This is a genomic window from Polaromonas sp. (assembly GCF_039932935.1).
Taxonomy (GTDB): domain Bacteria; phylum Pseudomonadota; class Gammaproteobacteria; order Burkholderiales; family Burkholderiaceae_C; genus Polaromonas.
Map to the genome: position 1 here is coordinate 1 of NZ_JBDTPB010000010.1, position 13673 is coordinate 13673.

Annotated in this window: 13 protein-coding genes; all 13 read left to right on the forward strand. The window is 62.9% G+C overall.

Annotated elements, in window-relative coordinates:
• On the forward strand, window positions 1–702 hold a 702-nt coding region (locus ABI546_RS01820), incomplete at its 5' end, for an Mrp/NBP35 family ATP-binding protein (RefSeq protein ID WP_348043523.1).
• Window positions 703–726: 24 nt separating this feature from the next.
• Window positions 727–1677, forward strand: coding sequence for a LysR substrate-binding domain-containing protein (locus tag ABI546_RS01825; RefSeq protein WP_348043525.1), 951 nt, complete (start codon window positions 727–729; stop codon window positions 1675–1677).
• 113 nt (window positions 1678–1790) lie between these two features.
• The gene (locus tag ABI546_RS01830; protein ID WP_348043527.1) at window positions 1791–2261 is read left to right on the forward strand and encodes a formate dehydrogenase subunit gamma; all 471 of its coding nucleotides are present in this window, start codon (window positions 1791–1793) and stop codon (window positions 2259–2261) included.
• Window positions 2258–3820 (forward strand): NADH-ubiquinone oxidoreductase-F iron-sulfur binding region domain-containing protein, encoded by a 1563-nt coding sequence (locus ABI546_RS01835; protein WP_348043529.1) that lies wholly within the window; start codon window positions 2258–2260, stop codon window positions 3818–3820. The genes ABI546_RS01830 and ABI546_RS01835 overlap by 4 nt, the downstream gene beginning before the upstream one ends.
• A 48-nt stretch (window positions 3821–3868) precedes the next feature.
• Complete coding sequence (gene fdhF, locus ABI546_RS01840; protein ID WP_348043531.1) at window positions 3869–6769, forward strand: formate dehydrogenase subunit alpha; 2901 nt, start codon at window positions 3869–3871, stop codon at window positions 6767–6769.
• The gene (gene fdhD / locus ABI546_RS01845; RefSeq protein WP_348043533.1) at window positions 6756–7571 is read left to right on the forward strand and encodes a formate dehydrogenase accessory sulfurtransferase FdhD; all 816 of its coding nucleotides are present in this window, start codon (window positions 6756–6758) and stop codon (window positions 7569–7571) included. The genes fdhF and fdhD overlap by 14 nt, the downstream gene beginning before the upstream one ends.
• Window positions 7568–7792: a formate dehydrogenase subunit delta gene (locus ABI546_RS01850; RefSeq protein WP_348043535.1), complete on the forward strand. Its 225-nt coding sequence runs from the start codon at window positions 7568–7570 to the stop codon at window positions 7790–7792. The genes fdhD and ABI546_RS01850 overlap by 4 nt, the downstream gene beginning before the upstream one ends.
• A gap of 137 nt (window positions 7793–7929) precedes the next feature.
• The gene (locus ABI546_RS01855; RefSeq protein WP_348043547.1) at window positions 7930–8442 is read left to right on the forward strand and encodes a DUF3305 domain-containing protein; all 513 of its coding nucleotides are present in this window, start codon (window positions 7930–7932) and stop codon (window positions 8440–8442) included.
• The gene (locus ABI546_RS01860) at window positions 8435–9223 is read left to right on the forward strand and encodes a DUF3306 domain-containing protein (RefSeq protein ID WP_348043537.1); all 789 of its coding nucleotides are present in this window, start codon (window positions 8435–8437) and stop codon (window positions 9221–9223) included. The genes ABI546_RS01855 and ABI546_RS01860 overlap by 8 nt, the downstream gene beginning before the upstream one ends.
• The gene (locus ABI546_RS01865; protein WP_348043539.1) at window positions 9150–11285 is read left to right on the forward strand and encodes a 4Fe-4S binding protein; all 2136 of its coding nucleotides are present in this window, start codon (window positions 9150–9152) and stop codon (window positions 11283–11285) included. The genes ABI546_RS01860 and ABI546_RS01865 overlap by 74 nt, the downstream gene beginning before the upstream one ends.
• Window positions 11286–11307: 22 nt before the next feature.
• Complete coding sequence (locus tag ABI546_RS01870; protein WP_348043541.1) at window positions 11308–11925, forward strand: molecular chaperone TorD family protein; 618 nt, start codon at window positions 11308–11310, stop codon at window positions 11923–11925.
• Window positions 11926–12140: 215 nt separating this feature from the next.
• Complete coding sequence (locus ABI546_RS01875) at window positions 12141–12350, forward strand: formate dehydrogenase (protein ID WP_348043543.1); 210 nt, start codon at window positions 12141–12143, stop codon at window positions 12348–12350.
• 50 nt (window positions 12351–12400) lie between these two features.
• The coding region (locus ABI546_RS01880) for a molybdopterin-dependent oxidoreductase (RefSeq protein ID WP_348043545.1) at window positions 12401–13673 on the forward strand (1273 nt) is incomplete at its 3' end.

Sequence of the window (13673 nt, forward strand, 5' to 3'; positions counted from 1 at the left end):
GGCCTGCTCGACGCCGACATCTACGGCCCCAGCCAGCCCATGATGATGGGCATCGAAGGCCGGCCCGAAAGCGTGGACGGCAAGAACATGGAGCCGATGGAAAACTACGGCATCCAGGTGATGTCCATCGGCTTCCTGGTCGCGCAGGACGAAGCCATGATCTGGCGCGGCCCCATGGCCACCCAGGCGCTGGAGCAGCTGCTGCGCCAGACCAACTGGAAAGACCTGGACTACCTCATCGTCGACATGCCGCCCGGCACCGGCGACATCCAGCTCACGCTGAGCCAGCGCGTGCCCATGACAGGCGCCGTCATCGTCACCACGCCGCAAGACATCGCGTTGCTGGACGCCAAAAAAGGCATCAAGATGTTTGAAAAGGTGGGCGTGCCCATCCTGGGCATCGTCGAAAACATGGCGGTGCATATCTGCAGCAACTGCGGCCATGCCGAGCACATCTTTGGCGAAGGCGGTGGCAAAAAAATGGCGGACGACTACAAGATGGACTACCTGGGCGCTTTGCCGCTGGACATCCAGATTCGGCTGCAAGCCGACAACGGCCGGCCCACCGTGGTGGCAGACCCCGACGGCGAAGTCGCCGGCATCTACAAGGCCGTGGCGCGCAAGATGGCGATCACCGTGGCCGCGAAGGCGAAAGACTTCTCCGCCAAGTTCCCGACCATCACGATCTCCAAGAACACCTGAAAACCATCTCAGGTTGTCAAAGCCATGAATCTGCTGGCCTCACTGCGTTACCTGGCGGCGCTTGACGAGCACAAGCACTTCGGCCGCGCAGCGCAGGCCTGCAATATCACCCAGCCGGCTTTGTCCAACGCCTTGCGCGCACTGGAAGACGAGTTCGGCGCCGCCATCGTGGTGCGCGGGCGCGCATTCGTCGGCTTCACGGCGGAAGGTGAACGTGTTCTTGCCAGCGCCCGGCGCATGCTGCATGAGCGCGAAATTCTGAAGCAGCAGCTCGACAGTTCCGCAGACAGCCCGCACGGCCATCTCACGATTGGTGTTGTTCCCACAGCCGTCTCCATTGCCGCGCGTTTTGCGGCCATGCTGCATGCCCGGCATCCGGGCATCACGCCGGTGGTGCTGTCCCTGAATTCGCACGACATTGAAACCCGTCTGGAGAATCTTTCTCTGGACATGGCGCTGGGCTATACCGAACGCCTCAGCGCGCGCAATACGCGGTTGACCACACTGCCGCAGTACACCGAGCGTTATTTTCTGGTGCGCCGCGCTGCCAAACCCAGTCCTGACAGCTTGCGCTTCGGCTCGCCCATGACTTGGGCGGACGCGGCCAAACTTCCGCTGTGTCTGTTGACGCCCGACATGCACAGCCGCACGCGGGTGGATAGCGCTTTTGCCGCCGCCGGCGTCACGGTCAAGCCGGTGATGGAAACCAACTCGATGCTGACGCTCGCCCTGACTGTCGTCGTCGGCGAGGTCTGCAGTGTTCTGGCCGGCGCGCTGGTCTGCGCCGTACAGGGTTACCGCGAACTGGAGGCCTTGCCCCTGACCCCCGACGTGGAAACGCCGGTCGGCTTCATGATGCAGGCCAGCGACCGGCCCTCCCGCACGCTGGAAGCGGCCATGGCGCTGGCTGCGGAGCCTGCCTGGCTGCGTCATGCAGCCGATTACAGCGCCCATCCGGAGAGCCGCCCAACCTAGGCAAGCGTTTGCATACATTCAATCCTTGAATGGGGCGGTGTCCCGATTCAATTGGACGTGAGCCCCCTGCCTTGCACATACTTTGTGCACAGACAGAGACAAAGGTCCACACGATGAATGAAGTTGCAAGCCAGGCCGTCGAACGCGCCATTGCGTCGACCAGGCATATGCCCGGCGCCTTGATGCCGATATTGCACGGCATTCAGGACGCGCTCGGCTACATCCCGTCCGAAGCCGTCCCGCCCATCGCTGATGCCCTGAACCTGTCCAGGGCTGAAGTGCATGGCGTGGTGACCTACTACCACTACTTCCGATCTGAGCCGCCTGGCCGGCATGTGGTGCAGATCTGCCGTGCCGAGAGCTGCAAAGCCATGGGTTCAGATGCACTCTGGTCGCATGCCTGCACACGCCTTGGCAGCGACGGCCACGGCGTCACCCAGGACGGCGCATTCACGGTCGAGCCCGTCTATTGTCTGGGCCTGTGCGCACAGTCTCCCGCGATGACGCTGGACGACAAGGTCCATGCCCGCGTCGGCATTGAAAAATTCGACCGCCTGGTCGCGCAAGCCGGGAGCGCCGCATGAGCCTCAAAATTTACGTGCCCCGCGATTCCGCCGCTCTGGCGGTGGGCGCTGACGAGGTGGCTGCGGCCATCGCCGCCGAGGCTGCAAAGCGCGGCATCGACATTGAGCTGGTCCGCAATGGCTCACGCGGCCTGTTCTGGCTGGAGCCCATGGTGGAAGTCGTGACCGGTGCGGGCCGCATCGCCTACGGTCCGGTTGAGGTTGAAGACGTGGCCGGCCTTTTCGACGCCGGTTTTCAGGTGGGCGGCGTCCATGTGTTGCAGTTGGGCCTCACCGAGGAGATTCCGTACCTGAAAAGGCAGGAGCGCCTGACCTTTGCGCGCATGGGCGTGACGGACCCGATCTCTCTGGCCGACTACCAGGCGCACGAAGGCTATGCCGGCTTGCGCCGCGCCCTGGCGCTTCAAGCCACGGAAGTGGTGCAGCAGGTGCTGGACGCCGGCCTGCGCGGCCGCGGCGGCGCGGCATTTCCGGCCGGCATCAAATGGAAAACCGTGGCGGGCCTCAAAGCCACGCAAAAATATGTGGTTTGCAATGCGGATGAGGGTGATTCAGGCACCTACTCCGACCGCATGACCATGGAGGGCGACCCCCTCATGTTGATCGAAGGCATGACGATTGCCGCAGTTTCCACCGGGGCAACGCAAGGCTACATCTACATCCGCTCCGAATACCCCCATGCGGTGGAAACCATGCGTAAGGCCATCACCGTGGCCGAGGCGGGTGGTTTTCTGGGCGACAACATTTTGGGCTCGGGCCACAGTTTTCACCTGCATGTGCGCAAAGCGGCGGGTGCGTATGTGTGCGGCGAAGAAACCGCCATGCTGGAAAGCATTGAGGGCAAACGCGGCATCGTGCGGGCCAAGCCGCCCATTCCCGCCATCCAGGGCCTGTTCGGCAAACCGAGCGTGATCAACAACGTGATCACGTTTGCCTCCGTGCCCATCATCCTGTCGCGCGGCGCAACGTTTTACAAAGACTACGGCGTGGGCCGCTCAAGGGGCACCTTGCCCATTCAGCTGGCAGGCAACATCAAGTTTGGCGGGCTGGTGGAAAAAGCCTTTGGCGTGACTTTGCGTGAGCTGATGTACGACTACGGCGGCGGCTCGGCATCGGGCCGTCCCATCAAGGCGGTGCAGGTAGGCGGCCCGCTGGGCGCCTATGTACCTGAATCGCAATGGGACATTCCGCTTGACTACGAAGCCTATGCGGCGGTCGGCGCGGTGGTGGGCCACGGCGGCATCGTGGTGCATGACGACACGGCCGACATGGCCAGCCTGGCGCGTTACGCGATGGAGTTTTGCGCGATCGAGTCCTGCGGAAAATGCACGCCCTGCCGTATCGGCTCCACACGCGGCGTAGAAGTGATTGACCGCATCGCCAACGGCGCGAGCGAGCAGCGTCCGCAGCAGATCAAGCTGCTGCGCGACCTCTGCGACACCATGGTGCACGGATCGCTCTGCGCCATGGGCGGCATGACGCCTTTCCCGGTGCTCTCGGCACTCGACCACTACCCGCAAGACTTCGGCATGACTGTGCCAGACCGCAAAGCCGCTTGATCCGCTAACGGCGGCAGCACCCCACAACAAGACGGACAGGAGACTCTCATGCTCGAACACCTCAAAGAAACCGATTACGGCACTCCCAAACGCGAGTCCGCCCAGGAAGTCACGCTGGAGATCGACGGCGAACTCGTCACGGTTCCCGCAGGCACTTCGCTCATGCGCGCGGCGGTAGACGCCGGCATCCAGGTGCCCAAGCTGTGCGCCACCGACAGCCTGGAGCCGTTCGGCTCCTGCCGCCTGTGCATGGTCGAAGTTGACGGGCGTAAAGGCTTCCCGGCCTCCTGCACTACCCCGGCTGAAGCCGGCATGAAGGTGCGCACCCAGTCGCCCCGCCTGCAGGAACTGCGCAAAGGTGTGATGGAGCTGTACATCTCCGACCACCCGCTGGACTGCCTGACCTGCTCGGCCAACGGCAACTGCGAGCTGCAGGACATGGCCGGTGTGACGGGGCTGCGCGAAGTGCGCTACGGCATGGAAGGCGCCAACCATTTCCGCAACGAGAGCAAGCCGGCGATCGACAACTCCAACCCCTACTTCAGCTACGACGCGTCCAAATGTATCGTGTGCAACCGCTGTGTGCGCGCCTGCGAAGAAACCCAGGGCACCTTTGCGCTGACCATCAGCGGCCGCGGCTTTGAGTCACGCGTGTCGCCGGGGCAAGACCAGCCCTTCATGGAATCCGAATGCGTGAGTTGCGGCGCCTGCGTTGAAGCCTGCCCCACCGCCACGCTGCAGGAAAAAACTGTGATCATGCTGGGCCAGCCCGAGCACAACAAGATCACCACCTGCGCCTATTGCGGCGTGGGCTGCGCCTTTAAAGCCGAGATGAAGGGCAATGAAGTCGTGCGCATGGTGCCGTGGAAAGACGGCAAGGCCAACGAAGGCCACGCCTGTGTGAAGGGCCGGTTTGCCTGGGGCTACGCCACCCACAAAGACCGCATCACCAAGCCCATGATTCGCAAGAACATTAGCGACCCATGGCTGGAAGTGAGCTGGGACGAAGCCATCAACTACGCTGCCGGCGAGTTCCGCCGCATCCAGGCCAAACACGGCAAAGACTCTATTGGCGGCATCACCTCATCACGCTGCACCAACGAAGAAACCTACCTGGTGCAAAAGCTGGTGCGCGCGGCCTTCGGCAATAACAACGTCGACACCTGCGCTCGCGTCTGCCACTCACCCACAGGTTACGGCCTGAGCCAGACCTACGGCACGTCCGCCGGCACGCAAACCTTCAAATCGGTTGAAAAGGCCGACGTCATCCTGATCATCGGCGCGAACCCGACTGACGGCCACCCGGTGTTTGCCTCGCGCATGAAAAAGCGCCTGCGTGAAGGCGCACGCCTGATCGTGGTTGACCCGCGCCAGATCGACATCGTGCGCTCGCCGCACGTGGAGGCTGAATTCCACTTGCAGCTGAGGCCCGGCACCAACGTGGCCATGATCTCCTCGCTGGCCCACGTGGTGGTGACGGAAGGCCTGCTGGCCGGCGACTACATCGCCGAGCGCTGTGATGAAAAGTCCTTCCGCGAATGGCGCGAGTTCGTGGCCCGCCCGGAGAATTCACCCGAAGCGATGGAGGCTGTCACCGGCGTGCCGGCGGCAGATGTTCGCGCGGCGGCCCGCCTGTACGCCACGGGCGGCAATGCTGCCATTTACTACGGCCTGGGCGTCACAGAACACGCACAGGGCTCGACCATGGTCATGGGCATTGCCAACCTGGCCATGGCCACCGGCAATGTGGGCCGCGAAGGCGTGGGTGTGAACCCGCTGCGCGGCCAGAACAATGTGCAGGGCGCGTGCGACATGGGCTCTTTCCCGCACGAGTTGCCGGGCTACCGCCATGTGTCAGACAGCACGGTGCGTGCTGAATTCGAAACAGCCTGGGGCGTGGCGCTCAATGCCGAACCCGGCCTGCGCATTCCCAACATGTTTGACGCGGCAGTGGCCGGCAGCTTCCTGGGCTTGTATTGCCAGGGCGAAGACATCGTGCAGTCGGACCCCGACACCCAGCACGTGGCCAAGGCGCTCACGTCGATGGAGTGCATCGTGGTGCAAGACATCTTCCTGAACGAAACCGCCAAGTACGCGCACGTGTTCCTGCCGGGCTCTTCCTTCCTGGAAAAAGACGGCACCTTCACCAATGCCGAGCGCCGCATCTCGCGTGTGCGCAAGGTCATGCCGCCCAAGGCGGGCCTGGCCGACTGGGAAGTGACCGTCAAGCTTTCGAATGCGCTGGGCTACCCGATGAGCTACGTGCATCCGCGCGACATCATGGCCGAGATCGCGGCGCTGACGCCGACCTTCCGCGGCGTGACCTTTGCCAAGATCGAAAAGCACGGCAGCGTGCAGTGGCCCTGCAATGAAGACACGGCGGAGCTCGGCACCGAGTTCATGCACAAGGATGGTTTTGTGCGCGGCAAGGGCCGCTTCATCATCACCCAGTACGTGGCCACCGACGAAAAAGTCACCCGAAAATTCCCGCTGCTGCTGACGACCGGCCGCATCCTGTCGCAGTACAACGTCGGCGCCCAGACACGCCGCACCGACAACAACCAGTGGCACAGCGAAGACCGGCTGGAAATTCATCCGCACGACGCGGAAGACCGCGGCATCAAGGCCGACGACTGGGTGGGCATTGAAAGCCGTGCAGGGCAAACCGTGCTGCGCGCGGTGGTCACCGAGCGCATGCAGCCCGGCGTGGTCTACACCACTTTCCACTTTCCGGAGTCGGGGGCCAACGTCATCACGACTGACAGCTCCGACTGGGCCACCAATTGCCCGGAGTACAAGGTTACGGCGGTGCAGGTCTTGCCGGTGGCGCAGCCGTCCGAATGGCAAAAATCCTACTCGCGCTTCAACAAGCAGCAGCTGCAGCTGCTCGATGCGGCGTCACAACCGGCGGGTAGCTCTGCAGCGGAGGCAACTCATGCAGGTGGTTGAAGGTTGCCGTGAAGCCCCTGTGACGGGGGTGCGGGCGCATCGTGCGTTTGACCGGTCCGACTGGGTGGCCGAAGAGGTGCCTGTGGCGCTGGAGTACAACGGCATTTCGCATGCCGTGATGCTGGCCAGCCCCTCAGATCTGGAAGACTTTGCCTTCGGCTTTTCGGTCACCGAAGGCATCGTGGACGATTACACCCAGATTCATGACATCGACCAGACCAGCAGCGAACAGGGGGAAACACTTCACCTGACCATCGCTGCATCGTGCTTTGCGCGGTTAAAAGACCGCCGCCGCAGCATGACGGGCCGCACCGGCTGTGGCCTGTGCGGCACCGAAAGCCTGGCGCATGCCGTGCGCTTGCCGCCGCGCCTGCACGGCAGCGCGGAGTTTGAGGCCAGCGCCATCACCCGCGCGCTGATCAACCTGCGTGAGCAGCAATTGCTGCTCAGCGCCACGGGCGCCACGCATGCGGCTGCGTGGTGCAATGCGGACGGCGACATCGTCGTGCTGCGTGAAGACGTCGGCAGGCACAACGCGCTGGACAAACTCATCGGTGCGCTGCAGCGCCGCCGTGTGAATGCCAACGAAGGTTTCATCGTCGTCACCAGCCGCGCCAGCTACGAGATGGTGCACAAGACTGCGATGGCCAGCGTGACGCTGCTGGCCGCCGTGTCGGGCGTGACCGGCCTTGCGATTGATGTGGCGCAAACCGCCGGCGTGGCGCTCCTGGGTTTTGTGCGCGGGGAAGATCTTTCCGTGTACAGCCACAAGGAGCGTGTCAACCTGGAGTACATCGTATGAACAACGACAACCTGATACGCATGGTCAACCAGATCGGCGCTTTCTTTGAAACCATGCCTGACCGCGCCGAAGCCCTGCAGGAATTGGCCATGCACCTCAAGAAATTCTGGGACCCGCGGATGCGCAAGGCACTGCTGGAGCTGATAGAGGGCAGTGGCGGCGACGGGATCAGCGAGGTTGTGCGCCGCGCCGCGCTGGAGCACCGCTCCCTCCTGGCTTAGAGGATTCTTAGGGTTATTGGGGTTATTGCGAGTGCCCCATTTGCCCGCCGTACACTGCGGGCATGTCGGATTTCCTGCTGCAGTCCCCTGAAACAGACGCCACGCTGCTGCGGCCGTGTACGGCGGTGGCCGTCGTCATGCGCCGTGAGCGCATCGACAACCGCTGGCAGCCCTGGCGCTGGTCGCTGGACGAGATCGTGCCGCAGGAAGAGGGTTTTGGTGCCACGCCACGCCTCTTGCTGAAAGACGAGCGCGAAGAGCGCTGGCTGCACCCCGGCTTCAAAGTCGAACTGTTCACCGACGATGGCGAAGGCTACTACCTCAACGCCAGCACCACGCAGCCCTGCTTCTGGGTGCTCTGGCGCATGGAAGAAGAAGCCGTGCTGGCCGATGAACCGGTTGCTGTGCCGCAAATCGTTACCCTGAGCTATCACGATGCCGGCCGCTGGCTGGACGCCCAGGAAACAGTAGAGCAGGTGCCGGCGCCGTCGCAAGTCGTGCAGTGGCTGCAGCAGTTTGTCGACCAGCATTACGTGCCGGAGGTCAAGCGCCGGCAACGCCCCCAAAGCTTCAAGACCCTGACTGATCGCTTTGGCAATCCGGCGCGGGTGAGCACAGAAAAGAAAACCGGCGGAGGCCAGCATGGCTGACGAGCCGACAGGTTTTCTGGGGCGATGGTCCCGGCGCAAGGTCGACATCACACAGGGGAAACCGCTGGATGAGCCGGTGGAGAAAACGCTGGTCGCCGCACCGCCTGCATCGGACGCTACCGGGCCTGTTGCGCCAGCCGCGCAGGGCCAGGCGCCACGAGAGCCGCTACACAAACCGCTGGAAGATGCAGCGGAGAAAAAAGCACTCACGCTGGCCGACGCCAAGCTGCTCACCAAGGATTCCGACTTCAAGCCTTTCATGGCTGGCGACGTGACCCCCGACGTTCGCAACGCGGCGATGAAACAACTCTTTGCCGACCCGCATTTCAATGTGATGGACGGGCTGGATATTTACATCGACGACTATTCCAAGTCAGACCCCATTCCCGAATCGATGCTGCGCCAGATGGTCAGCGCGAAGTTTCTCAATCTCTTTGATGATGAAGAGGACAAAGAAAACAAAGAGAAAGACACGCAAGGCGAAGTAAAAGGGGAAATCAAAAAGGAAGCAAAGGGCGAAGCTCATGGGCCAATCACCGGGCCGCAAGACGACCTGGCCAACCCGCCACGGGAAAGCGCCAATAACCCCACGGTCCAAACCGTGGCACAGTCCTATGAAAATCCCGACATAGCCCCATCGCAAACGCCAGGCGCTTTATCTACCAGCCAATTCCAGCCCCAGCCGGCCGGTGCCAGCCAAGAAGACCATGCCCACACTGATTTGCGACTGCAACCAGACCATGCCGCTCCAGCCCCAGGCTCTAGGCGCGGCACTCAATGAAACCCTGACGCTGCATTCAGCGCTGTGCCGCCGCGAGGTGGGGGCCTTTCAGAAGGCCGCGCAGTCCGGCGACGATGTCGTTGTGGCATGCACCCAGGAGAAGCGGCTCTTTGCCGAAGTGGGAGAGCAGACCCAGGGCGTCACCTCGGTGGTGAAGTTCGTCAATATCCGCGAGACGGGCGGCTGGAGCCAAGATGCTGCAAGCGCCACACCGAAAATCGCAGCGCTGCTGGCCGCGGCGCACCTGCCGGATGCCGAGCCGGTCACCACGGTCACTTACAAAAGCGCCGGACGCCTGCTCATCGTCGGCGCGCTTGATCAAGCCGAACAAGTGGCCGCACTGGTGGCCGACACGCTGGACGTCACGATCTTTGCGCAGGGCGTTTCACCGCAGGCGCAGTCCGGCTTTCCTTCGCAGGAGCGCAAATACCCTGTCATCGGCGGCGAGAGGCTCGCTCTTAAAGGCTGGCTGGGTGCGTTTGAAGCGACGTGGGACAAAACCAACCCGATTGACCTGGACCTTTGTACGCGTTGCAACGCCTGCGTGGCTGTTTGCCCCGAGGGCGCCATCGACCTCAGCTACCAGGTCGATGCCGCCAAGTGCACATCCCACCGCGACTGCGTGGCCGTGTGCAAGGTGGCTGGCGCGATTGATTTCAGCCGCGCGCCGCAAACACTCACCGAAGCGTTTGACCTGGTGCTGGACCTTGGGGCCAAGCCCCTGGTCGCGCTGCATGCGCCGCCGCAAGGCTACTTTGCGCTGAATGCCTCCGCGGGCCTTGCGTCGCCCGGTTTGCTGGCCACAGTGGTCAAGCTGCGCGACATGGTGGGTGAATTTGAAAAACCCAAATTTTTTGCCTACAAACAAAAGCTCTGCGCCCACAGCCGCAATGAAACCGTGGGTTGCAACGCCTGCATCGACATCTGCTCGGCAGGCGCCGTCAGCAGCCAGAAAGAGCGCCAGCAGATCGTCGTCAATCCGAACCTGTGTGTGGGCTGCGGCGCCTGCACCACGGTGTGTCCGACGGGCGCGCTCACTTACGCTTATCCGCGCGCCAGTGAACAGGGCGTTCGCATCAAGACCCTGCTGTCGGCATATGCCAAAGCCGGCGGTACCCAGCCGGTGCTGCTGTTCCACAGTCAAGAAGGCGGCCAGCACGCCGTCGAGGCTTTGGGCCGCGCCGCGCGGCTACAAAAAACCGTGCGAGGCGTACCGGCCAATGTGATTCCCCAGGGGCTGTGGCACACGGCCAGCATGGGCCTGGACCTGTGGCTCAGCGCTATCGCCTTCGGCGCGTCACAGGTGGCGGTATTGGTGACGCGAGAAGAAGCGCCGGCCTACCTCGAGGGCCTTGCCGATCAGATGCGCGTGGCACAAACCCTGCTCAATGGCCTGGGCTACGCGGGCGTTCACTTTCACCTGGTGCAGGCCGGGGAGGGCGCCGACGCCATTGCCGGGCTTGATGCCAGCTTGCAGACACTGGCGCGCAGCCGCCCTGCCGTGCCTGCCGCCGCGGCGCGTTTTGCCGTGGCGCAGGAAAAGCGCAGCACGCTCGACATGGCGCTCGACCACCTCATGAGCCAGGCGCCGGCCGCCTTGCCCGAAGCCATCGCGCTGCCGGTCAAGGGCTCGCCCTTCGGCAGCCTGACCGTCAACGCCGACACCTGCACCCTGTGCCTGAGCTGCGTGAGCGCCTGCCCCGCCAGCGCTCTGCAAGACAACCCCGACCGCCCCCAGCTCAAGTTCATCGAGAAGAACTGCGTGCAGTGCGGCCTGTGCGCCACCACCTGCCCAGAAGACGCCATCACGCTGCAGCCGCGCCTGCTGCTCACACCGCTGCGCAAAGAGGCACGCGTGCTCAACGAAAGCCAGCCTTATCAGTGCATACGCTGCAGCAAGCCCTTCGGCACACTCAAGGCTATCGAGTCGATGCTGGGCAAGCTCGCAGGCCATGCAATGTTCCAGGGCGCGGCCGCCGACCGCCTCAAGATGTGCGGTGACTGCCGGGTCATCGATATCTACTCTGCCGAAAACGAACTCAAGATCACCGACATCCGGTGAGCAACAAACTTTCAGACGCACCATGACGCAAGCCCAACTCACCGCCTCCACCCTGGACGAAGAAACCGCGCGGGCCGAAGTCTATGGGGTGCTGGCCGCGCTTTACTACGCGGCGCCGTCCCCGGAGCTGTATGAAAACCTCCGCATTGCGGTGACAGAAGCGCCCGCCGCCGGTGGCCTGCTTGAAAGTTCGTGGAGCGAACTTGTGGCTGCCGCCCGCGCGCAAAGCCTGGCCGACGTCACCCGTGAGCATGACGCGCTTTTTGGCGGCGTGGGCAAGCCTGAGGTGTACCTCTTTGGTTCTCATTACTTGAGCGGCTTCCTCAATGAAAAGCCATTGGCCGCCTTGCGCACCGATATTGCCGCGCTGGGTTTGACGCGTGACGAGTCCATGCCCGAGACCGAAGACCATGTGGCCTACCTGTGCGAGGTCATGCGTTACCTGATCGCCGGTGACGATGTGGAAGTCGCCAACCTCACGCGCCAGCGCGAATTTTTTGCGCGGCATGTGCAGCCTTGGGTGCCCCTGATGTGCGAGACCATCACCGCACATCCCAAGGCCCGGTTTTATGCGACGTTGGCGGCCTTCACGCAGACCTTCATCAGCGTCGAGGCGCAGGGTTTTGACATGCTGGCCTGAGCGCCCCGTGTCGTGCAAGAAACACTTTTTCTCAAATTGCGACAGCATTGGGCAGGCCCAATATGCTGAACACGCCGTGCTCAGAATAAGATGGCCTATCGTTTTCCCTAGACTCCGTCGTTGAGGGGCGTTAACCATTGTGGCGCGCGCATCTCTGCCTTACAGTACTATGCAAACGGTTACATAGCCAGCAAGCCTTCCCCCTGGAGATCACCATGCAGGACAGCCAGCCAAAACCCTCACGCAGGGGATTCTTTTTCGGTGCAGCCGCCACCGGCGCTGCAGCCGCGGCCATCGTGGCCCTGCCGGGCGCACCGGCGCTGCAGCAAGCAGCGCTGCCAGAGCCCAAGCCCGCGCCTGAAAAAGGCGGCGGCTACAGCCTCTCAGAGCATGTCAAGCGCTACTACAAGACCACCCGCATCTAAGTAGTCCCGGCTTATACCCCGGCCCGATTTCACCTTCTACGGAGAGCTTCATGCTGCTCACGAAAAAATCTTCTGATGTCCATCCTGTGCACCGCACCGGATCCGCGCGCTTTGTACAAAGCCTGTCGCGGGGCCTGTCCAACGCGCTGCCCACCATGGACCGCCGCGCTTTCCTGCGCCGCTCCGGACTGGGGGTCGGCGTCGGTTTGGCAGCCACGCAGCTGACGCTGGTCAAAAAAGCCAAGGCCGCCACACCGGGCGCTGGCGACGGCACCGGAAAAATTGAGATCAAACGCACCGTATGCAGCCATTGCTCTGTCGGCTGTGCGGTCGATGCGGTGGTGGAGAACGGCGTCTGGGTCCGCCAGGAGCCGGTGTTCGACTCCCCCATCAACCTGGGTGCCCATTGCGCCAAGGGTGCCGCGCTGCGTGAACACGGCCATGGCGAATACCGCCTGCGCTACCCGATGAAGCTGGTCAACGGCAAGTACGAGCGAATCAGCTGGGACACGGCACTCAATGAAATCAGCGCCAGGCTGCTGGAGCTGCGCAAGGAGAGTGGGCCTGATTCGGTGTACTGGGTGGGGTCGTCCAAGCACAACAACGAGCAGGCCTACCTGATGCGCAAGTTCGTGAGCTTCTGGGGAAGCAACAACTGCGACCACCAGGCCCGCATCTGCCACTCGACCACGGTGGCCGGTGTTGCCAACACCTGGGGCTACGGCGCCATGACCAATTCGTACAACGACATGCAAAACAGCAAGTGCGCGTTGTACATCGGCTCCAATGCCGCTGAGGCCCACCCCGTCAGCCTGTTGCACATGCTGCACTCCAAGGAGGCGGGTTGCAAGATGATCGTGGTCGACCCACGCTTTACCCGCACGGCGGCCAAAGCCGACGAGTACGTCCGCATCCGCTCCGGCTCCGACATTCCGTTCCTCTTTGGTGTGCTGTATCACATCTTCAAGAACGGCTGGGAAGACAAGAAGTACATCAACGACCGTGTCTACGGCATGGACAAGGTCAAGGCCGACGTGATGGCCAAGTGGACACCCGACAAGGTGCTGGAGGCTTGCGGCGTTGACGAGGCCACCACGCTCAAGGTGGCCACCATGATGAGCCAGAACCGTCCCAGCACCATCGTCTGGTGCATGGGCCAGACGCAGCACACGACCGGCAACGCCGTCGTGCGCGCCTCCTGCATCCTGCAGCTGGCGCTGGGCAACATCGGCGTGGCCGGCGGCGGCGCCAATATTTTCCGCGGCCATGACAACGTGCAGGGCGCCACCGACGTCGGCCCGAACCCGGATTCGCTGCCCGGCT

Excerpts from the sequence above, each read along its gene's own strand:
- fdhD (WP_348043533.1), top strand. The coding sequence starts at position 6,756 with ATGCAGGTGGTTGAAGGTTGCCGTGAAGCCCCTGTGACGGGGGTGCGG.
- ABI546_RS01835 (WP_348043529.1), top strand. The coding sequence starts at position 2,258 with ATGAGCCTCAAAATTTACGTGCCCCGCGATTCCGCCGCTCTGGCGGTG.
- fdhF (WP_348043531.1), top strand. The coding sequence starts at position 3,869 with ATGCTCGAACACCTCAAAGAAACCGATTACGGCACTCCCAAACGCGAG.
- ABI546_RS01870 (WP_348043541.1), top strand. The coding sequence starts at position 11,308 with ATGACGCAAGCCCAACTCACCGCCTCCACCCTGGACGAAGAAACCGCG.
- ABI546_RS01850 (WP_348043535.1), top strand. The coding sequence starts at position 7,568 with ATGAACAACGACAACCTGATACGCATGGTCAACCAGATCGGCGCTTTC.
- ABI546_RS01830 (WP_348043527.1), top strand. The coding sequence starts at position 1,791 with ATGAATGAAGTTGCAAGCCAGGCCGTCGAACGCGCCATTGCGTCGACC.
- ABI546_RS01875 (WP_348043543.1), top strand. The coding sequence starts at position 12,141 with ATGCAGGACAGCCAGCCAAAACCCTCACGCAGGGGATTCTTTTTCGGT.
- ABI546_RS01860 (WP_348043537.1), top strand. The coding sequence starts at position 8,435 with ATGGCTGACGAGCCGACAGGTTTTCTGGGGCGATGGTCCCGGCGCAAG.
- ABI546_RS01855 (WP_348043547.1), top strand. The coding sequence starts at position 7,930 with ATGCGCCGTGAGCGCATCGACAACCGCTGGCAGCCCTGGCGCTGGTCG.
- ABI546_RS01825 (WP_348043525.1), top strand. The coding sequence starts at position 727 with ATGAATCTGCTGGCCTCACTGCGTTACCTGGCGGCGCTTGACGAGCAC.
- ABI546_RS01865 (WP_348043539.1), top strand. The coding sequence starts at position 9,150 with ATGCCCACACTGATTTGCGACTGCAACCAGACCATGCCGCTCCAGCCC.